15 protein-coding genes are annotated in these 20,795 nt (G+C 71.6%); 4 read left to right on the forward strand and 11 right to left on the reverse strand.

Translation table 11 applies throughout. The features are described 5' to 3' along the window. Positions 1 to 52: 52 nt before the first annotated feature. The 4 genes from ACFV4N_RS09810 to ACFV4N_RS09825 all read left to right on the forward strand — a co-directional run bounded on the left by ACFV4N_RS09810 (position 53) and on the right by ACFV4N_RS09825 (position 4,677). Positions 53 to 907 (forward strand): LysR family transcriptional regulator ArgP, encoded by an 855-nt coding sequence (locus ACFV4N_RS09810; RefSeq protein ID WP_499672104.1) that lies wholly within the window; start codon positions 53 to 55, stop codon positions 905 to 907. A gap of 156 nt (positions 908 to 1,063) precedes the next feature. Next, on the forward strand, positions 1,064 to 2,452 hold the full coding sequence (locus tag ACFV4N_RS09815; protein WP_499672085.1) for a CBM96 family carbohydrate-binding protein: 1,389 nt from the start codon (positions 1,064 to 1,066) through the stop codon (positions 2,450 to 2,452). Between the two features lie 60 nt (positions 2,453 to 2,512). Continuing rightward, positions 2,513 to 3,724: an MFS transporter gene (locus ACFV4N_RS09820; RefSeq protein ID WP_499672086.1), complete on the forward strand. Its 1,212-nt coding sequence runs from the start codon at positions 2,513 to 2,515 to the stop codon at positions 3,722 to 3,724. Next, the gene (locus ACFV4N_RS09825; protein WP_499672087.1) at positions 3,721 to 4,677 is read left to right on the forward strand and encodes a TolB family protein; all 957 of its coding nucleotides are present in this window, start codon (positions 3,721 to 3,723) and stop codon (positions 4,675 to 4,677) included. Before ACFV4N_RS09820 ends, ACFV4N_RS09825 begins: the two co-directional genes overlap by 4 nt. Before the next feature lie 337 nt (positions 4,678 to 5,014). On the opposite strand, the gene ACFV4N_RS09830 is transcribed toward ACFV4N_RS09825, so the two are convergent. The 11 genes from ACFV4N_RS09830 to ACFV4N_RS09880 all read right to left on the reverse strand — a co-directional run bounded on the left by ACFV4N_RS09830 (position 5,015) and on the right by ACFV4N_RS09880 (position 20,416). Beyond that, a complete protein-coding gene (locus ACFV4N_RS09830) occupies positions 5,015 to 5,800 on the reverse strand; it encodes a DeoR/GlpR family DNA-binding transcription regulator (RefSeq protein WP_499672088.1) in 786 nt (261 codons plus the stop codon). Positions 5,801 to 5,907: 107 nt separating this feature from the next. Next, complete coding sequence (locus tag ACFV4N_RS09835) at positions 5,908 to 7,029, reverse strand: hypothetical protein (RefSeq protein ID WP_499672089.1); 1,122 nt, start codon at positions 7,027 to 7,029, stop codon at positions 5,908 to 5,910. Between the two features lie 233 nt (positions 7,030 to 7,262). Further along, positions 7,263 to 8,477, reverse strand: coding sequence for a multiple monosaccharide ABC transporter permease (gene mmsB, locus ACFV4N_RS09840; protein ID WP_499672090.1), 1,215 nt, complete (start codon positions 8,475 to 8,477; stop codon positions 7,263 to 7,265). Then, complete coding sequence (gene mmsA / locus ACFV4N_RS09845; RefSeq protein ID WP_499672091.1) at positions 8,474 to 10,000, reverse strand: multiple monosaccharide ABC transporter ATP-binding protein; 1,527 nt, start codon at positions 9,998 to 10,000, stop codon at positions 8,474 to 8,476. The genes mmsB and mmsA overlap by 4 nt, the downstream gene beginning before the upstream one ends. A gap of 8 nt (positions 10,001 to 10,008) precedes the next feature. Further along, the gene (gene chvE / locus ACFV4N_RS09850) at positions 10,009 to 11,121 is read right to left on the reverse strand and encodes a multiple monosaccharide ABC transporter substrate-binding protein (RefSeq protein WP_499672092.1); all 1,113 of its coding nucleotides are present in this window, start codon (positions 11,119 to 11,121) and stop codon (positions 10,009 to 10,011) included. A gap of 29 nt (positions 11,122 to 11,150) precedes the next feature. Beyond that, the gene (araA, locus tag ACFV4N_RS09855) at positions 11,151 to 12,662 is read right to left on the reverse strand and encodes an L-arabinose isomerase (RefSeq protein ID WP_499672093.1); all 1,512 of its coding nucleotides are present in this window, start codon (positions 12,660 to 12,662) and stop codon (positions 11,151 to 11,153) included. 20 nt (positions 12,663 to 12,682) lie between these two features. Further along, a complete protein-coding gene (locus ACFV4N_RS09860; protein ID WP_499672094.1) occupies positions 12,683 to 13,336 on the reverse strand; it encodes an L-ribulose-5-phosphate 4-epimerase in 654 nt (217 codons plus the stop codon). After that, the gene (gene araB, locus ACFV4N_RS09865; protein WP_499672095.1) at positions 13,336 to 14,994 is read right to left on the reverse strand and encodes a ribulokinase; all 1,659 of its coding nucleotides are present in this window, start codon (positions 14,992 to 14,994) and stop codon (positions 13,336 to 13,338) included. The genes ACFV4N_RS09860 and araB overlap by 1 nt, the downstream gene beginning before the upstream one ends. Before the next feature lie 198 nt (positions 14,995 to 15,192). Then, positions 15,193 to 16,227 (reverse strand): LacI family DNA-binding transcriptional regulator, encoded by a 1,035-nt coding sequence (locus ACFV4N_RS09870; RefSeq protein ID WP_499672096.1) that lies wholly within the window; start codon positions 16,225 to 16,227, stop codon positions 15,193 to 15,195. A gap of 99 nt (positions 16,228 to 16,326) precedes the next feature. Beyond that, on the reverse strand, positions 16,327 to 17,802 hold the full coding sequence (locus ACFV4N_RS09875; RefSeq protein ID WP_499672097.1) for a family 43 glycosylhydrolase: 1,476 nt from the start codon (positions 17,800 to 17,802) through the stop codon (positions 16,327 to 16,329). 127 nt (positions 17,803 to 17,929) lie between these two features. Next, positions 17,930 to 20,416 carry an alpha-L-arabinofuranosidase family protein gene (locus tag ACFV4N_RS09880; RefSeq protein ID WP_499672098.1) on the reverse strand — a complete coding sequence of 829 codons (2,487 nt, stop codon included), beginning with the start codon at positions 20,414 to 20,416 and terminating at the stop codon, positions 17,930 to 17,932. Positions 20,417 to 20,795 lie beyond the last annotated feature (379 nt).

A 20,795-nucleotide genomic window follows, 5' to 3' on the forward strand; every position in this document is an offset into this window, starting at 1 on the left:
CCGGCTCACCATAAGGCCAGCTACATTTACTTACGTATCGTTAGCGCTCGTGATGCTGGATCCGGAGTGCGTGCGCACCCTGCTGGCCGTGGTGGACGAGGGCACGTTCGACGCCGCGGCCAAGGCGCTGCACGTCACGCCGTCCGCGGTCAGCCAGCGCGTCAAGCAGCTCGAGCAGCGCACCGGCCGGGTGCTGCTGGTGCGGTCCAAGCCGGCCAGGCTGACCGACTCCGGCGCGGTGATCGCCCGGTACGGCAGGCAGCAGGCGCTGCTGGACCGGGACGCGCGCGAGGCGCTGGGCCTGGTCGAGGACCCGACGCCGATCCCGGTGGCGGTCAACGCGGACTCCCTGTCCACCTGGTTCCGCCGCGTGGTCAAGGAGCTGGCGGGCGACGACGGCCTGGTGCTGACCGTGCGGCGGGAGGACCAGGACCACACCGCCGAGCTGCTGCGCCAGGGCCTGGTCGTGGCGGCCGTGACGTCGTCGCCGCGGCCGGTGCAGGGGTGCCGGGTGCGGCCGCTGGGGAGCATCCGCTACCACGCGGTGGCCGCCGGGCGGTTCGCGCGCCGCTGGGCGGACCGGCCGCTGCACGAGGCGCCGGTCGTCGTGTTCGACGCGAAGGACGACCTCCAGGACGCGTTCTGCCGCGAGCTGACCGGCCGGGACGCCGCCACCCGCCGCCACCACCTGCCGGACGGCCACGTGTTCGAGGACGCCGTGGCCGCGGGCGCGGGGTGGGCGCTGCTGACCGAGCACCAGGTCCGGCGGCACCGGGGCCTGGTGCACCTGGCCCCCGACCGCCCGGTGGACGTGCCGCTGCACTGGCAGCAGTGGAAGCTCGACTCCCCGCCGCTGGCCCGCGTGGCGGACGCGGTCTTCCGGGCGGCGGCGGCCGAGCTGCACTGATCGCGGCCGACTCCTTTCGCCCCGCGTTCACCTGCCGTCCGCCTGCCCATCGGCACGACGTGTTCCGCGGTGCCTACTCTCTGCAACGCCTCCGGGGGCAACCCGCCCTCGAGGGCGAACGCCTCGTCCGGGCACACCCGAAGCGGAGGGTTCCGCATGTCAGGTCGCAGGGCTTTACCGGCGCTGCTCGCCACCGGCGTCCTCACCGCCGCCGCCTTGACCGCCGTCGCCTCGTCCGACCACCTCCCGGCCGCCTCGGCGGCCACCGCCACCTTCACCCCGACCGCCGACACCTACGTCGACGACTCCGCCCCCGGCACGAACCACGGCACGTCCGGCCAGCTCGGCGTGGACGGCTCGCCGGTCAAGCGGATCTTCCTCAGGTTCTCCGTCTCCGGCCTCCCCGGCGCCGTCACGAGCGCCAGGCTGCGCCTGCACACCGACGACGTGTCCGGCGCCAACAGCCCCGCGGGCGGCACGTTCCGGGCCGTGAGCGACACCTCCTGGTCCGAGACCACCGTGACCTGGAACGACCAGCCGACCGTCGACGGCCCCACCCTGGGCGGTCTGCAGTCGGTGTCGCGCAACGCCTGGCACGAGGTCGACGTGACACCCCTCGTCACCGGCAACGGCGCGTTCGCCCTCGCGGTGACGTCGTCGAACTCCGACGGCGCCGACTACGACTCGCGGGAGACCGGCGCCACCGCGCCGCAGCTGCTGGTCACCACCACCGCCGGCACGACCACCCCCGCGCCGGACGCCGACCCGGTCCTGGTCGGCGCGGGCGACATCTCGAACTCCGGCTCCGGCGACAGCGCCACGGCCGCCCTGCTGGACGGCATCCCCGGCACGGTCTTCACCACCGGCGACAACGTCTACGACAGCGGCACCACCTCGGAGTTCAACAACCACTACAACCCGACGTGGGGCAGGCACAAGGCGCGCACCCGCCCGTCGCCCGGCAACCACGACTACAACACCAGCGGCGCCACCGGGTACTACAACTACTTCGGCTCGCTCGCCGGACCGGCCGGCCAGGGCTACTACTCCTACGACCTGGGCAACTGGCACGTCGTCTCGCTGAACAGCAACATCAGCACGGCGGCGGGCTCGGCGCAGGAGCGGTGGCTGCGCGCGGACCTGGCGGCGAGCACCAAGCCGTGCACGGCGGCGTACTGGCACCACCCGCTGTTCACCTCGGGCGCCAACCACTCGCCGTCCACCGCGACGCGGCCCCTGTTCCAAGCCCTTTACGACTACGACGCCGACGTGGTGATCTTCGGGCACAACCACCAGTACGAGCGGTTCGCGCCGCAGAACCCCAGCGGCGGCCTGGACACCGCACGGGGCATCCGCACGTTCGTCGCGGGCATGGGCGGCGCGAGCCACTACTCCTTCGGCACCATCCGGCCCAACAGCGAGGTCCGCAACAGCACCACCTACGGCGTGCTGAAGCTGACCCTGCACAGCGACGCCTTCACCTGGCAGTTCGTGCCGGAGGCGGGCAAGACCTTCACCGACAGCGGCACCACCGCCTGCCACTGAGCCCGCCCGCGCCGCGCCCGGCCACCGAGCCGGGCGCGGCGCACCGCCCGGAGGTGTGCCGTGTACCTGTCCACGATCCCCCGTCCCCGGGAGTTGGGCCGGCGGGGCGTGAACGCCAACGTCTTCGCGCTCGGCGCGGTCAGCCTGATCACCGACGTCTCGTCGGAGATGGTCACCGCGGTCCTGCCCCTCTACCTCGTCGTCGGGCTCCAGCTCAGCCCCGCCGCCTACGGCGTCGTCGACGGCCTCTACACCGGCGCCACCACCCTGCTGCGGCTCGCGGGCGGCTACCTGGCCGACCGGACCAGCAGGCGCAAGGCCGTGGCCGGTCTCGGCTACGCGCTGTCCGCGGTGGCCAAGCCGGCGCTCGTGCTCGCCGGGACGTCCACCGCCGCGCTGGGCGCGGTGATCGCCCTCGACCGCGCGGGCAAGGGCCTGCGGACCGCGCCCCGCGACGCGCTGATCACCCTGTCGACGCCGGCGGACGCCCTGGGCCGCGCGTTCGGCGTGCACCGGGCGATGGACGGCGCGGGCGCGTTCGCCGGGCCCCTGGTCGCCCTGGCGGTGCTGGCCGCGACCGGCGGCTCGTTCGACTCGGTGTTCGTGACCAGCGCGTGCGTCGCCGCCATGGGGGTGGTGGTCCTGGTGCTGTTCGTGCGCGACCACCGGTCGGCGCTGCCCGCCGAGCCGGTGCGGCCGGCCGCGGTGGGCGGGCTGCTGCGCGACGCCGGCGTGCGGCGCGTCGTGCTCGCGGCGTCCCTGCTGGGCCTGGCCACGATCGGCGACGGGTTCGTCTACCTGCTGCTCCAGCGGCGCGAGGACCTGGCGATCGGCTGGTTCCCGCTGCTGGCGGTCGGCACCAGCCTCGCCTACCTGCTGCTGGCCGCGCCGCTCGGGGCGCTGGCCGACCGCGTGGGCAGGCTGCCGGTGCTGCTCGGCGGGTACGTCGCGCTCGGCGCGGTCTACCTGCTCGTGCCGGGTCCCCTGCGCGGGTGGCCGCTGGTGGTCGCGGTGGTGCTGCTCCACGGCGTGTTCTACGCGGCCACGGACGGCGTGCTGGTGGCGCTGGCCGGTCCGCTGCTGCCGGAGCGGCTGCGCGCCACCGGCATCGCCCTGGTCCAGAGTGGACAGGCCGTGGCGTACCTGGGCTCCTCCGTGCTGTTCGGCCTGGCCTGGGAGGCCTGGGGGCCGGAGGCCGCCACCAGGGCGGCGGCGGTCGCGGTCGCGCTCGCCCTGGCCACCACGTTCGCCCTGCTGAGGAGGCGCCCGTGAACGTCCGAGCCAAGCTGCTGACCACCGCGGCGGCCGCGCTGCTGCTGGCCGGGGTGGCGGTCGGCTACGCGGCGAGGTCCGCCGACCGACCGGGCGCGGCCGCGGCCGGCGCGGTGAGCGGGCCCCGCCTGGTGGTGCTGAGCAACGGCGTGCTGTCGACCGTGGCGAGGTCGGACCCCGGCGGCCCGCGGGAGGTGACCGGTCAGCGGTGCGACCGGGCCTACAGCGCGGGCGGCACCACGGCCTGCCTGCGGCCGGTCGGCGCGTTCGAAGCCGGCGGGCTGGCCGTGCTCGACGGCTCCTGGCGGGAGCTGAGGGCGGTGCCGCTGACCGGCTTCCCGAACCGGGTCCGGGTGTCGCCGAGCGGGCGGGTGGTGGCCTGGACGCTGTTCGTGGACGGCCACTCGTACGCGGGCGGCGCCTTCTCCACCAGCACCGGGATCCTCGACACCCGCACCGGCGGGCTGGTGCGCGACCTGGAGGAGTTCACCTCCTCGGTGGACGGGGTGGTGACCGCGGCGGCGGACCGCAACTTCTGGGGCGTCACGTTCACCGCCGACGACAACCGCTTCTACGCGACGATGGCCACCGGCGGGCACCGCTACCTCGTGGAGGGCGACCTCGCGGCGCGGACGCTGCGGGCGGTCGCGGACGGCGTGGAGTGCCCCTCGCTGTCGCCGGACGGGACGCGCGTCGCCTACAAGGCCGCGGTGGGCGGCGACCCGGGGCGCGGGTGGCGGCTGTCGGTGCGCGACCTGGCCACCGGCGCGGTGACGCCGCTCGCGGAGACCCGGAGCGTGGACGACCAGCCGGCCTGGCTGGACGACCGCACCATCGCCTACGGGCTGCAACGCGACGACGGCGTCAACGACGTGTGGTCGGTCCCCGCGGACGGCACGGGCGAGCCGGTCCTGCTGGTCCCGGGCGCGGCCTCGCCCGCCGCCGTCGGGTGACCCCGCCCCCGGAGGGGGGAGCGCGCCGCGTCGGGGCGGCGCGCCCCCGCCGTTTGTGGCCGGTCGCCACGGCTCTCCCAACACGTGACGACCGGCCCTGAGAACCGCGTGGCACTTCTCCTCCCACCGCGGTCAAGTCGTGAACGCCGAGCGTGCCATGACCAGGTCCCCCTTGTCCCGGAAAACGCTCCCCCGTTACCGACGTCCGAAATCGGCGGCAACTGTGTCCCGGGCCACAGGCCGGTGTCAAGCACTTCGCGCGACGACGTGACCGGAACGCAACCGGAGGGGCCGATCGCCGAGGGGACCTCACGTGCGGACCACAGTGGACCGCGCCTCAGACCAGCCTGACCTCGACCCCGCGCTCGCGGAACCGGCGCACGTCCTCCGGGGCGGCCTCCACGTCCGTCACCAGCACGTGGACGTCGCTGATCGGGCACGCCTCGGCGAACGCCCTCGCCCCGATCTTGGCGGAGTCGGCCACCACGACCACGCGCCGGGCACGGGTGGCGAGCATCCGGTTCACGTCGGCCTCGCCCTCGTGGTGCGAGTAGGCCCCCGAGTCGGGGTCGATCGCGTCCACCCCGAGGAACGCCACGTCGAGGCTCAGCCCGTTGATGATCTTCCCGGCGAGGGGGCTCATCAGCTGGTAGGTCTGCGGCCGGGCCACCCCGCCGGTCACCACCAGCTTCACCTGCGGCCGCACGGCCAGCTCGGTGGCGATGTTCAGCGCGTTGGTGACCACGGTGACCAGGCCGTCGCCGTCCGCGCCGCCGAACTCCGCGCTGGTCGCCAGCGCGCGGGCCACCTCGGTGGTGGTCGTGCCGCCGTTCATGCCGACCACGGCGCCCTTGGTGACCAGCCCGGCCGCCGCGCGCCCGATGCGCTGCTTCTCCCCCGCCCGCCGCACCGTCCGGTAGCGCAGCGGCAGGTCGTAGGCGACGGCGTGGGCGACCGCGCCGCCCCTCGTCCGGGTGAGCAGCTGCTGCTCCGCCAGGTGGTCCAGGTCGCGGCGGATGGTCGCGCCGGAGACGTCCAGCTCGACGGCGATGTCGTCCACCTCGACCCGCCCGCGCTCGGCCACGAGCTCCAGCAGTGCGTTCAGCCGGTCATAGCGGTTCACGCGGCACCTCCCGACCCCGGGCACCGCACATTACCGATTCCGGGACGCCGGGCGGAACGGTTCAGAAGGCGGTAACCGCCCCGCCCGACGTCCCGGTCAGGCCCGGGTCAGCAGATGCTCTGGCTGCTGTTGACCAGCGTGTTGTTGCGGAAGGTGGTGTTGTTGCCGCACGGGCTCTCGCGAATGGCCGAATTCGACACCCGCAGGTTCTGGATGAGGATGTCGCTGGTCACCGGGAACTCGCTGCGCGCCGCCAGCCGGATGTCGCCGGGGCCGGAGACCGTGCCGCTCTGGGCGGCGAGGTTCACGTTGTAGCAGTTCTCGATCAGGATCGCGTTGTTGCCGGTGTTGGCGATGTCGATCCGGTCGATCTGGAGGCCGCCGCTCTCCGAGACGCAGAAGATGCCCCGGCCGCCGCCGCGGGCGATGACCTGCCCGACCCGGACGTTGATCGGGTAGCCGGAGCCGATCCGGCCGTTGCGGTTGGCCGTGCGGAACGCGGCGTAGCCGGTGCCGGTGCCCGCGTTCTCGGCGTCGACGGTGCCGACGGTGGCGTTGATCGTCTGGTTGAGCAGCAGGCCCGACTCGCCGACGCCCCGGGCCACGACCGTGCCGATGGTGAGGCCGTCCACGCCGTAGGTCTCCACCGCGTGCGAGCTCGCGCCCTGCACGTAGGCGTGGTCGATGCGGACGTTGCGGGTCCACTGGCTGGTGTCGCCGCGGTTGTCGATGCGCACGCCGAGGCCGCGGGACAGGCGCATGTTCACCGTGCCGATGACCACGTTGGTGACGTTGCGCATGAAGATGCCGTAGACCGGCGTGCCGGTGACGGTGAGGTTCTGGACCTCGATGTCGCGCACGCCGCGCGCGTACACCGGGGCGTAGTCGCCCGAGCCGGAACCGGTGACGTCGATGGTGCCGCACAGGTCGATCGCGGTGTAGCTGCGCATCGAGTAGCGCTCGCCCGCCGGGATGGAGCCGGAGGCCCGGACGACGATCCGCTCCTTGTAGGTGCGGTTCGCGGTGAGGCTGTCGTTGGCGGCTTGCAGGGCGGCGCGCAGGCTGGAGCCGGTGTAGACGGTCCGGCTGCCGTTCCGGGCGGTGAAGCTGCTCCCGGAGCCGGTCACCTCGGCGTTGTACGAGCCGTCGCCGCAGGCGGCCTGCGCCTGGGGTGCGGCGACCTGGAGGAGCGCCGCGGTCAACGCTGACACGGCGAGCAGAGCTTTCATCTGGATCTCCTGTATCGGGCTGGTAAGCGCTTTCCTACATGGCGGCGGAGGTCCTCGGGTTTCCGGTGGCAAAAGGGGTTGGCGGCGGCCCGTCGGGGGACGACGGGCCGCCGCCCAAGACCGCGGACGCGGCGGCGAGGAGCGCCGGTCGCGCCTGGGAGCGTTCCCAGAGGGGTAGTACAGCGGATGGGCGGAGCGCCGTCAAGGGGCCGGGCCCTCGACGGCGCCCCGGGTCACGACCGCCGCTTGGTCCACACGTCGTAGGCGACCGCGACGAGCAGCACCAGGCCCTTGACCAGCATGACCCGCTCGCTCGGCGCGCCGATCAGCGACATGCCGTTGTTGATGACGCCCATGATCAGGCCACCGGTGATCGCGCCGACCACCTTGCCCACGCCGCCCTGCACCGCCGCGCCGCCGATGAACGCCGCCGCGATCGCGTCCAGCTCGAACGAGGTGCCCGCGGTCGGCCCGGCCTGGTTGAGCCGGCCCGCGAAGATGATGCCCGCCAGCGCCGCCAGCACGCCCATGTTCACGAACACCCAGAAGGTCACCTGCTTGACCTTCACGCCGGACAGCGTGGCCGCCTGGAGGTTGCCGCCGATGGCGTAGATGTGCCGGCCGAACACCGACCGGTCCGCCATCACCGAGTAGCCCATCACCAGCACCGCGAGCACCACCAGCACCCACGGCAGGTTGCGGAACCGGGCCAGCTGCACCACGACGGCCAGCACGACCGCCGCCGCCAGCGCGATCTTCAGCACGAACACCGGGAACGGGTCCACGACCTGCCCGTAGCCCAGCCGCGCCTTGCGCTTGCGCCACTGGGTGAACGCGAACCCGGCCACCACGGCGACGCCGACCAGCAGGCTCACCAGGTCCGCGCCGCCCAGCGGCCCGAGGCCGACGTTGCCCAGGTAGCCGGAGGTGAAGCCGTTGGCCAGGGTGCGGATCTGCTCCGGGAACGGGCCGATGCCCTGGTTGCCCAGCACGGTCAGGGTGAGCGCGCGGAACACCAGCATGCCCGCCAGCGTCACGATGAACGCCGGGATGCCGAAGAACGCCACCCAGTACCCCTGCGCCGCGCCGATCACCGCGCCCGTGAGGAGCGTGATCAGCACCGCGAGCCACCACGGCAGGCCCATCTGCACGGTGAGCACCGCGCAGACCGCGCCCGTCAGCGCCACCACCGACCCCACCGACAGGTCGATGTGGCCGCCGATGATCACCAGCATCATGCCGATGGCCAGGATCAGCACGTAGGAGTTCTGGACGATGATGTTGGAGATGTTCTGCGGCTGGAGCAGCGCGCCGTCGGTGAGCACCGCGAACAGCGCCACGATCAGCGCGAACGCCACGTAGATGCCGGACTGCCGCAGGTTGATCGTGAACCGCCGCTGCGGCCCCGCCTGCTCCTTGACCGGCGTCGCCGCGGTCTTGGTGGTCATGAGGTCTGCCCCTGGGTCATGTGGTGCATCAGGCGTTCCTGGGTGGCTTCGGCACGGGTCAGCTCACCGGTGATCCGGCCCTCGGACAGGGCGTACACCCGGTCGCACAGGCCGAGCAGCTCCGGCAGCTCGGAGGAGATGACCAGCACCGCGCGACCCTGGTCGGCCAGTTCGTTGATGATCGAGTAGATCTCGTACTTCGCGCCCACGTCGATGCCGCGCGTCGGCTCGTCGAGGATGAGCACGTCCGGTTCGGTGAACATCCACTTGGCCAGCACGACCTTCTGCTGGTTCCCGCCGGACAGCGTGCCGACCTGCGTGCCGACGCCCGACGTCTTGATGTTCATCGACCGGCGGAACCGCTCGGCGACCGAGAACTCCTCGTTCTCGTCCACCCAGCCCCGGCTCGCGAGCCGGTTGAGCCCGGCCGCGGACACGTTGCGCTTGACGTCCTCGATGAGGTTGAGGCCGTAGCGCTTGCGGTCCTCGCTGACGTAGGCCAGGCCGTTGCGGATGGCCCGGCGGACGGTGCGCGTGTCGATCTCGCGCCCGTCCTTGACCACCCGGCCCGAGACGCCGACGCCGTAGGAGCGGCCGAACACGCTCATCGCCAGCTCGGTGCGGCCCGCGCCCATCAGGCCGGCCAGGCCGACGATCTCGCCGCGCCGCAGCACCAGGTTGGCCCGGTCCACCACCACGCGGTCCGGCTGCGACGGGCTGTGCACGGTCCAGTCCTCGATCCGCAGCACCTCCTCCCCCACCTTCGGGGTGCGGGGCGGGAAGCGGTGCTCCAGGTCGCGGCCGACCATGCCCGAGATGATCCGCTCCTCGTCCACCTCGCGGGCGGGCAGCGTCTCGATCGTGCGGCCGTCGCGCAGGATGGTGATGCTGTCGGCGATCCGCTTCACCTCGTTGAGCTTGTGCGAGATGATCACCGAGGTGACGCCCTGCTCGCGCAGGCCGTCGAGCAGGTCCAGCAGGTGCGCCGAGTCGTCGTCGTTCAGCGCCGCGGTCGGCTCGTCCAGGATCAGCAGCCGCACGTCCTTGGCCAGCGCCTTGGCGATCTCCACGAGCTGCTGCTTGCCGACGCCCAGGTCGTGCACCGGCGTCGTGGGGTTCTCGTGCAGGCCCACGCGGGCGAGCAGTTCGCCCGCCGCGTGGTTGGTGCGGTTCCAGTCGATGAAGCCGCGCGTGGCCCGCTCGTTGCCCAGGAACAGGTTCTCCGCGATGGAGAGCTGGCCGCACAGCGCCAGCTCCTGGTGGATGATCACGATGCCGCGCCGCTCGCTGTCGCGCACGCCGCCGAACGCGCACGGCTGCCCCTCGAAGGCGATCTCGCCCTCGTAGGACCCGTGCGGGTGCACGCCGGAGAGCACCTTCATCAGCGTGGACTTGCCCGCGCCGTTCTCGCCGCAGATGGCGTGGATCTCACCGCGCCGCACGGAGAGCGAGACGTCGCGCAGCGCGGTGACCCCGCCGAACCGCTTGGTGATGCCGCGCATCACCAAAATGTCGTCGGACATGCCCTCGACTACCTCAACTGGTCTTCGGTGTAGTAGCCCGAGTCGACGAGGACCTGCTTGTAGTTGTTCTTGTCGACGATCACCGGCTCCAGCAGGTACGAGGGGACGACCTTGTCGCCGTTGTCGTAGTCCTTCTCGTTGTTGACCTGGGGCTTGTTGCCCTTGAGCACCGCGTCGGCCATGTCCACGGTCACCTTGGCCAGCTCGCGGGTGTCCTTCTGGATGGTCGAGTACTGCTCACCGGCGATGATCGACTTCACCGAGGCGACCTCGGCGTCCTGGCCGGTCACGACCGGGTACGGGTTGCCGGAGGTGCCGTAGCCGTTGCTCTTGAGCGCGGACAGGATGCCGATGGACAGGCCGTCGTAGGGCGAGAGCACGCCCTGGACCTGCTGGCCGCCCTGGTAGGTGGAGGTGAGGATGTCCTCCATGCGCCGCTGGGCGGTCGCCGGGTCCCACCGCAGGATGGACACGGTGCGGAAGTCGGTCTGGCCGCTCTTGACCACCAGGGTGCCCTTGTCGATGTGCGGCTGGAGCACCGACATCGCGCCGTTGAAGAAGAACGTGGCGTTGTTGTCGTCGGGCGAGCCCGCGAACAGCTCGATGTTCAGCGGGCCGGTGGCGGTGCCGGGGCTGCCGTCGGCGTTGACCACCTTCAGGCCGGTCAGCAGCGAGGTGGCCTGCTGGACGCCGACCTCGAAGTTGTCGAACGTGGCGTAGTAGTCCACGTTCGGGCTGTTGCGGATCAGCCGGTCGTAGGAGATGACCGGGATCTTCGAGTCGGCGGCCTGCTGGAGCTGGCTGGTCAGCGCGGTGCCGTCGATCGAGGCGACGATGAGCAGCTTCGCGCCCTTGGTGATCTGGTTCTCGATCTGGTTGGCCTGCGTGGGGATGTCGTTCTCGGCGTACTGGAGGTCGACCTGGTAGCCCTTCTCCTCCAGCGCCTTCTTGATGTTGTCGCCATCGTGGATCCAGCGCTCCGAGGAGCGGGTCGGCATGGTCACGCCGACCAGCGCGCCCTCGGTGGACCCGCCCTGCTGGTCGACGGTCTTCTCCGCCGACCCGCACGCGGCGAGCATCAAACCGGCCGCGGCGATGGCGGCGATCCGCGGAAACCTCATCGTTTCTCTCTCTCCCTTTGGCGGTGCTGCTAGCGCAGGCCCTGCGCGAGCCGGTAGTACGCCTGGTTCCAGCGCAGGCGGTCGGTGAACGAGGCGGTGGTGGTGTCGCGGTCGATGACGACCAGCTCCGTGTGCACCATCTGCGCGAAGTCGTTCAACGTCTCCGCGCCCACCGCCTGCGTCATCACGGTGTGGTGGGGGCCGCCCGCGGTCAGCCACGACTCGGCCGAGGTGGACAGCGACGGCGCGGGCTTCCACACCGCGCGCGCCACGGGCAGGTTCGGCAGCGGCTCGTCCGGCGGCACGACCTCGACCTCGTTGGCCACCAGGCGGAAGCGCTCGCCCAGGTCCGCCAGGCCCACCACGACGGCGGGGCCCGCGGACGCGTCGAACACCAGCCGCACCGGGTCCTCCCGGCCGCCGATGCCCAGCGGGTGGATCTCGCAGCTGGGCCGGTCGGCGGCGATGGTCGGGCAGACCTCCAGCATGTGCGCGCCGAGGATCTTCGGCTCGCCGGGGCCGAAGTGGTAGGTGTAGTCCTCCATGAACGAGGTGCCGCGGCCGGTGCCCGCACCCATCGCCTTGACCGCGGCCAGCAGCGCCGAGGTCTTCCAGTCGCCCTCGCCGCCGAAGCCGTAGCCGTCGGCCATCAGCCGCTGCACGGCCAGGCCCGGGAGCTGCCGCAGCCCGCCCAGGTCCTCGAAGTTCGTGGTGAACGCGCCGAAGCCGCCCTCGGTGAGGAACCGGCGCAGGCCGGCCTCGATGCGGGCGGCGTAGCGCAGGGAGTCGTGCCGGTCCCCGCCCTTGGCCAGCGCGGGCGCGAGCCGGTAGGTGTCCGCGTAGGCGGCCACCAGCAGGTCCACCTCGTCGTCGGGCACCGCGTCCACGACCTCGACCAGGTCGTTGACGCCGTAGGTGTTGACGCTGACGCCGAAGCGCAGCTCGGCCTCCACCTTGTCACCCTCGGTGACCGCCACGCCCCGCATGTTGTCCCCGAAGCGGGCCAGCTTCAGCCCGTTCAGGTGGTGGTGACCGGTGGCCGCGCGGACCCAGCCGTCGATGCGCTCGGCCAGCCGCGGGTCGCTCGCGTGACCGGCGACGGTCTTGCGCGCCACGCCGAGCCTGGTCTGGATGAACCCGAACTCCCGGTCGCCGTGGGCGGCCTGGTTGAGGTTCATGAAGTCCATGTCGATGGTCGCCCACGGCAGCGCCTCGTTCAGCTGCGTGTGCAGGTGCAGCAGCGGCTTGCGCAGCACGTCCAGCCCGGTGATCCACATCTTGGCGGGCGAGAACGTGTGCATCCAGGCGATCACGCCGATGCACGTGGGGTCGCTGTTGGCGGCCAGCATCACGTCGCGGATCGCGGCGGTGTCGGTCAGCACCGGCTGCCACACGATCTCGGCGGAGATCCGGCCCGACCCCGTGAGCATCCGCTGGATCTGCTGCGACTGCTGGGCGACCTGTTCGAGCGTGTCCGGGCCGTAGAGGTGCTGGCTCCCGGTCAGGAACCAGACCTGCGGCTTCGCAGCAGCAGAGGACATGCGGAGCTCCCCTCGTGGGCTCATTGCCCGTAGACGTTCTGGTAGCGCGCGTAAAGGCTGTCGACGTGGTGCTGCTCGATCGGCTCGGGCTTGCCCAGCTGGTGCGCGAAGTGGACGGTGCGCGCCACGTCCTCCAGCATCACCGCGGCCTTGACGGCCGAGCGGGCGTCCTTGCCGACGGTGAACGGGCCGTGGTTGCGCATGAGCACCGCCTTGGAGCGGCTCGTGCGCAGCGTCTCCACGATGCCGCGACCGATCGAGTCGTCGCCGATGAGGGCGAACGGGCCCACCGGGATGTCGCCGCCGAACTCGTCGGCGATCATGGTGAGCACGCACGGGATCGGCTCGCCCCTCGCCGCCCACGCGGTGGCGTAAGGCGAGTGGGTGTGCACCACGCCGCCCACCTCGGGCATGTGCCGGTACACGTAGGCGTGCGCGGCGGTGTCCGAGGACGGCGCCAGGTCGCCCTCGACGAGGTTGCCGTGCAGGTCGGTGACGACCATCGCCTCGGGGCCGAGGTCGTCGTAGGACACCCCCGACGGCTTGATCACCATCAGGTCCCGCTCGGGCACGCGGGCCGAGACGTTGCCCGCCGTCCAGATCACCAGCTCGTAGCGGGTCAGCTCCCGGTGCAGGTCGGAGACCGTGCGACGCAGGTCCTCCAGGACGGACATCAGCTCTCACCCTTCGCGGCGCGGCGCATGGCCTTGAGCCGGTGCATGACCTCGTTGGCGCCGCGCCCGAAGTGGTCGTGCAGCTCCTGGTACTCCACGAACAGCCGCTCGTAGGCCTCGACGTTCTCCGGGATCGGCCGGTAGACGCCGCGCTGGACCGAGCCCATGGCGTCGGCCGCCGCCCGGATGTCCGCGTGGGCGCCCGCCGCGACCGCGGCGTGCATGGCCGAGCCGAGCGCCGGGCCCTGCTCGGAGCCGATCACCGACAGCGGCAGGTTGGTCACGTCGGCGTAGATCTGCATCAGCAGGCGGTTCTTGACCAGGCCGCCCGCGATGACCAGCTCGGTCACCGGGATGCCCGCGTCGGTGTAGGAGTCGACGATCACGCGCGTGCCGTAGGCGGTGGCCTCCAGCAGGGCGCGGTAGGTGTCCTCGGCGCGGGTGGCCAGGGTCTGGCCGAGGATCAGGCCGGACAGCTCGTGGTCGACCAGCACCGAGCGGTTGCCGCTGTGCCAGTCCAGCGCGATGAGGCCGTGCTCGCCGATGCGCTGCTCCGCCGCCAGCTCGGTGAGCAGGTCGTGGACCGAGATCCCGCGCTCGCGCGCCCGCTCGTGGTAGGACGCCGGCACGTTGTGCTCGACGAACCAGGCGAAGATGTCGCCGACGCCGCTCTGGCCCGACTCGTAGCCCCACAGGCCGGGGACGATGCCGCCCTCGACCACGCCGCACATGCCGGGCACCTCGCGCAGCACGTCGCCGTTCATCACGTGGCACGTGGACGTGCCCATGATCGCGACCATCTGGCCGGGCTCCACGGCCCGCGCGGCGGGGGCGGTGACGTGCGCGTCGACGTTGCCCACGGCGACCGCGATGCCCTCGCGCAGGCCCGTCCACGCGGCGGCCTCGGCGGTGAGCGCGCCCGCCTTGTCACCGAGCTGGCCCAGCGGGTGGTCGAGCTTGTCGGCGACGAAGCCGCCGAAATCGGGGTTGAGCGCCTCGAGGAACTCCGTCGAGGGGTAGCCGTCCTGGTAGATGCCCTTGTAGCCGGCCGTGCAGGCGTTGCGGACGTAAGTGCCGCACAGCTGCCACACGATCCAGTCGGCGGCCTCGACCCAGTGGTCCATGGCCGCGTAGACCTCGGGCGCCTCTTCCAGCAGCTGGAGGCCCTTGGCGAACTCCCACTCCGAGGAGATCAGGCCGCCGTAGCGGGGCAGCCAGGCCTCCTTGCGCCGCTCGGCCAGGGCGTTGATCCGGTCGGCCTGGCCCTGCGCGGCGTGGTGCTTCCACAGCTTGACGTAGGCGTGCGGGTTGCCCGCGAACTCGGGCAGCTCGTTGAGCGGCGTGCCGTCACCCGTCGTGGGGACCATGGTGCACGCGGTGAAGTCCGTGCCGATGCCGACCACGTCGGCCGGGTCGACGCCCGCGTCCGCGATAGCCGCCGGGACCGCGTTCTTGAGCACGTCCACGTAGTCCTGGGGCACCTGGAGCGCCCAGTCGGGCGGCAGCGGGCGGCCGTCGGGCAACGCCCGGTCCAGCACCCCGTGCCGGTATTCGTGCACCGCTGTGCCCAGCTCCGCGCCGTCCCGCACCCGCACCACGACCGCGCGGCCGGACAACGTGCCGAAGTCGACACCCACCACCAACGGTTCACTCGCCATGGAGGGCAGTGTTATCGCTAACATTCATCACGTCAAGACCCGCCCGCAACGTGCTCTTAACAGCCTGGTGAACGTGCACAACGAGGCCGGGCCGGATACGCGGTCACGGTCCAGCCTAGGGTGCCGGGCACCGTTCGCGGAGCACGAAAGAATTACGCGCCCGGCGAGTGCCGGGCGCGCAACCCCGCGTGCGGTGGGTCAGGCGGGTGGCGCGACGCTGTCCCGCTTCACCAGGGTCGGTGCGATGGTGCGCTGCGAGGCGCCCACCTCGCCGTCGCCGACCTGCGCCAGCAGCAGGCCCAGGGTCTCGCGGGCGACCGCGTCGAAGTCGGGCCGGACGGTGGTCAGCGGCGGGATGAAGTAGGCGGCCTCGGGCACGTCGTCGAAGCCGACCACGCTCACGTCGCGCGGCACGTTGCGACCGCGCTCGCTCATCGCCCGCAGGATGCCCAGCGCCAGGTGGTCGTTGGCCGCGAAGATCGCGGTCACCTCGGGCATCCGCGCCAGCATCTGCCCCGCCCGGTAGCCGGAGGCCGCGCTCCAGTCCGCGGGCACCAGCGGCGGCACCTCCGCGCCCGCGCCCTCCAGCGCCGACCGCCAGCCGCGCACGCGGCCCGCGCTGTCGAACCAGTCCGGCGGGCCCGAGACGTGCCACACCGTGCGGTGTCCGGCCTCCAGCAGGTGCCGGGTCGCCTCGAACGCGCCCGCCGCCTGGTCCACCGTCACCAGCGGCGTCGACCGCTCCGGGTCGCCGTCCACGGTGACCAGCGGGATGCCGGCGGAGACGTCGCCGACCGCGTCGTTGGCCGACGCGGTCGGCGCGATCACCACGATGCCCGCCACCCGCTGGTCCCGGTGCCGCTCCACGGCCGCGGAGATCGACGCGCGGTCCAGCACGTTGACCCGGCCCACGCTGACCGCGAACCCGGCCTCCGCCGCCGCCTGCTCGAACGCCGCGAGCAGCGACGCGGGCCCGTACAGGGTCGAGTTCTGCGCCACCACCCCGATGAGCTGCGAACGGCCGGTGACCAGCGCGCGGGCCGCCTTGTTGGGCCGGTAGCCCAGCTCGGCGATGGCCGCGCGCACCCGCAGCCGGGTCTGCTCCCGCACGTTGGGATGCCCGTTGAGCACCCTCGACACCGTTTGGTGCGAGACCCCGGCGAGCCGGGCGACATCCGTCATCGCGGGATCGCGCGAGGTCTTCTGCTCCACTACCGCCCCATCTCTGCTCATTGCCGTGCACCCTCGATGTTAGCGATAACACGTGTTCTTCGCCGTGAAGGTGCTTCCTGCCCATTGTCCACCAGGGACCGTCGCTACCGGCGGGTTTGATCAGTCGAGCCGGAAAGTCGCCCGTTCCCGCGCCCGCCGGTCGCCGCCCGGCTTGGCCACCACCAGCCGCCCGGAGCCGTCGTGCGCCAGGTAGGCCGACCGGTCGCCGGCCAACCTCAGCGACACGCCGCCGCGGTCGGCCAGCCCCTCCACCCGCTCGAACGAGGCGAGCCGCCCGTAGGCGTCGGCGTCCTCGTACGGGTCCACCCGCAGCGAGGCACCGTCGACCCGGACGTAGCGGTCGGGGAAGTTGACCGACTGCACCGCGGTCGTGCCCGCGCCCAGGAAGCCGGGCACGAACCGGAACTGCGAGTCGCCCAGCTCGCGCACGTTGCCGTCGACCCGCAGGCGGTAGTCGTAGTGCCGGACGCGCAGGTGCGGCGAGTCCACCGGCGCGAGGCGCACCGCCGGGCCGCCCTCGCCCACGGGCACGCCGAAGCCGGGCGTGCCGTCGTCGTTCCAGTACAGCCGCTGCACGCGGGTGTGCCGGTTGGGGTCGAACAGCGGGTCGCCGGTGATGTCCCGGTAGTCGCGGGCGTGGTAGACCAGCACGTCCTGGTCGCCGACCGTGGTGAACGAGTTGTGCCCCGGGCCGTACTGGCGGGTGGCGTCGTTCGTGGTGAAGACCGGCGTGGGCGTCTTGGTCCACGACCGCGCGTCGAGCAGGTCGGCGTTCTCGTCGGCGGTGAGCAGGCCCATGCAGTAGCGGGCGTCCGTGGCGCTGGCCGAGAAGGTGACGAACACCCGGCCGTTGCGGACGAGCACCGCCGGGCCCTCGTTGACCCGGAAGCCCTGGACCTCCCAGCTCAGGGTCGGCGTGGCGATGCGCACCGGCGCGGTCTTGAGCGCCAGCGGCGAGGCCATCTCCGCGATGTAGAGGTTGCTGTTGGTGTTGATGCCCGGTTCGCTCTGCGCCCACAGGAAGTACCGCTTGCCGCGGTGCTCGAAGGTGGTGGCGTCGAGGGTGAAGGTGTCCCAGGCGGTGACCATCTGCCCGCGCAGCACCCAGCCGCTCTCGCGCGGGTCGGCGTTGGCCGACTCCAGCACGTAGGTGCGGATGCGGAACGGCTGGTCGGAGTCGCCGGCGGCGAAGTAGATGTACCACTTGTCGCCGATGCGGTGCAGCTCCGGTGCCCAGATGTAGCCGCCCATCGGCCCGGACGCGGGCCGCCGCCAGACGGTGCGCTCCCGGGCCGTGGCCAGGCCGTCCAGGGTGGACGCGCCGCGCACCACGATGCGGTCGTACTCCGGCACGGAGCCGGTGAGGTAGTACATGCCGTCCACGGGGTGGGTGATGAACGGGTCGGCGCGCTGTTCGACCAGCGGGTTGCGGGTGGGCAGCCCGGCTTCCTCCCGGACCTGGCCGCGGGGCTCCGCGCCCGGTTCGGCCGAGGCGAGCGCCGCGGAGGCGGGCAGGCCGCCCACCACGGCCAGCGCGCCGCCGGCGCGGAAGAGGGATCTGCGGTCGAGGGTCACGGGAGCTCCAATCGGGGACGGCTCGGCAGGTCGCCGGATCGGGTGATCATCGGTGCCTTCGCACCCTTTTCGAACAGGTGTTCGATACCGTTGCGGCATGAGGAATTCGACGTTCGCCCATCGGTCGTCATCGCCGCTTGTCCTTGAGGCGCAGGAAGGTCACGGAGTGCGGGGGGAAGGTGTGCGTGAACGAGCCGGACACCCGCACCTGCGCCTTGCGCGCCTTGATCGGCTGCGTGTGCTCGGTGTTCACGTCGTCCGGCAGGCCCTCCAGCACGGTGGCCTGGGCAGTGGGCAGGACCCAGGAGCCCCTGCCGAGGTCGATCTTGGTCTTGGCGGCGTTCGCCTGGGCGTTGACCACCTTGACGATGAGGTCGCCGGTCTTCTGGTCGCGGGTGACCACCTGGCGGAAGGGCTCGGCGCGCTTATCGTCGGTGAACTCGCCCCACTTCTGCCCGTCCAGGAAGAGCTTCACGTTGCGGCCGCGCACCTCGATCCGGAGGTCGTAGGCGCGACCGGTCTCGATGGTGGTGCCGTTGGTGAGGACGGTGCTCTTCGCCCCGCCCTCGGCCTTCTCCACCGCGGACTGGGTGTTGTTCCAGCCGCCGAGGTTCCACCAGTAGTAGTTGCCGGTGTCCCGGACGCCGAAGGCGACCAGGAAGCCCTCGCGGCCGGACTGCTTGGTGGCCTTGACGTTGAGCGTGTAGTCGCGCCAGCCGTGGTCGCCGGCGGTCACGAGGGTGTTCTCGGCGGCGGCGTCGGACTGCACGTACGCGCCGTTCACCACGCTCCAGTTGCCGCTGCCGGTGCCGGTCCACCTGTTCGCGCCGGCGGAGAAGTCGTCGCGGAACAGCTCCTCACCCGCCGCCGAGGTCACCTTCACGTCGTCGTAGGCAGCGGCGGTGGCCCAGGTCGAGAGGCCGATGGCGCCGGTGATGGGTTCGAGGGTGGAGGGCGTGCCGGAGGCCGTGCTGGGCACCACGTGGTCGCCCACGTTGGTCATGAACAGCTTCTGCACCTCGTAGGAGGCCGAGCCCCAAGAGGCGTGGTTGTTGAACCAGATCATGTCGGGCCGCCACTGCACGTAGTCCTCGTTGGACAGCAGCGGCGCGTAGGAGGCGAGCTTGACCACGTCGGCGTTGCGCTCCAGGCCGGTCATGAAGGCGGCCTCGGCCAGGGCGTTGTGGAAGCGGTTGTCCTGGGAGGCGTACTCGCCGAGGAAGACCTTGGGGCCGTTGCGGTCGTAGGCGTCGTAGCGGTTGTTGTTCTCCAGGAACCAGCTCGGGCTGTTGTAGTAGTGCTCGTCGACCATCTCGACGCCGGCGTCGCGGTTGAGCTGCCAGAGCCGGTCGAAGGTGCCGCCGGTGTCGTCGGGGCCGGAGTTGCTGATGACGGTGATGTCCGGGTACTTCGCCTCGATCGCGGCGCGGAACTGCGTGAACCGCTCGAAGAACGCGTCGGGCAGGTTCTCCTCGTTGCCGACCCCGACGTGGGTCAGGTTGAAGGGCTCCGGGTGGCCCATCTCGGCGCGCTTGCGGCCCCAGGTCGAGTCGGCCGGGCCGTTGGCGAACTCGATCAGGTCGAGCGTGTCCTGGATGTGGCGCTGGAGCAGCGCCGGGTCGTTGGTGGCGCGGTTCTGGCCGCAGCCGGTCACCAGGGCGGGCACCACGGGCAGCGGCATCGCGCCGATGTCCTCGGAGAACTGGAAGTACTCGTAGTAGCCGAGCCCGTAGGACTGGTTGTAGCCCCAGAAGTTCGCGTTGGTGGCGCGCTGCTCGACCGGGCCGATGGTGTCCTTCCACTGGTAGGAGCGCTTGCGCTCCCAGTTGGAGGAGGCGTCGTAGCCGTAGTGGCTGCCGGTGTTCACCAGGCAGCCGCCGGGGAAGCGCACGAACCCGGGTTCGAGGGCGGCGATCTTCTCGGCGAGGTCCTTGCGCAGGCCGTTCGGGCGGCCCTTGAAGGTGTCCTGCGGGAAGAGCGAGATCTCGTCCAGCCGGAGCGTGCCCGTGCCCCCGCCGGTCACCAGCAGGCGTCCGGTGGTGGAGGACTCCCGGGCCGTCAGGACGCCGGTGTACTTGGTCCAGCCGTCGCCGCGCACCTGGAGCTTCAGCTTCGGTGCGAGTTCCTTGCCCGCCGGGTCGGTCAGGCCGACCTCCAGCGGGGTGCCGGCGGCCTGGTCCGTGCGGGCCCAGACGGAGAAGTTGTACCGCTTGCCCTTCTCCACGTTGATGCCGGAGTTGTACCCGGCGTTGATGAGCCCGGCGGGCAGCCCGACCCGGAGGTAGTTGCGGTTGCGCTCGTTCAGGCGACCGTCGTCGTTGACCACGTCGAGGGCGCCGCCGGTCGGGGCCCACCCGGTGAACGGGGTGTAGGCGGTGTTGTCGGCGGTGCTGTACTCGAACGACCGGTTCTGCACCAACTCGGCGTACAGACCGCCGTCCGCGGCGCGGTTGATGTCCTCGAAGAAGACGCCGTACATGGTGTCGTCGATCGAGGCGCCCTTGCCGGTCGGGTCGATGGTGAGGGTGTAGTCGGTGTCGGCCGCCACGCCGGACGCGGGCACGGCGACGAGCAACCCGGCGACGAGCGCCGCGGCCATCACTACGCGGGACATGCGTGCTCCAGTGAGATCAGGGAAAAGCAACGCGTACTCGGTCGGGCCCGCCCCCGATCACGGTCCAGGTGAGGCCGTACCGGGTCGGGCGTGAGCAGGGAGGTGCGGGGACAGGGACGTGAGGCGAACGGGAACGTGAGGCGGACAGGGGCGCGATGACCGGGGCCCACCGGCCGGGATGACCAGCCAGGCCGGTCCGGTCGACCGGACCGGCCATGCCTACCGATCGGGCCTACCGACCAGCCGGTCCATCCGGCCCGACCATCCGGGCCAAACCACCAGCCGCGCCGGCCGGCCTAACCAGCCGGGTCAAACCTCCAGGCCAACCAGTCAGCCCAACCAGCCGGGTCCCCCAGCTAGGCCAACCAGTCGGGCCAAC

Source organism: Actinosynnema sp. NPDC059797 (assembly GCF_042732085.1).
GTDB lineage: Bacteria > Actinomycetota > Actinomycetes > Mycobacteriales > Pseudonocardiaceae > Actinosynnema.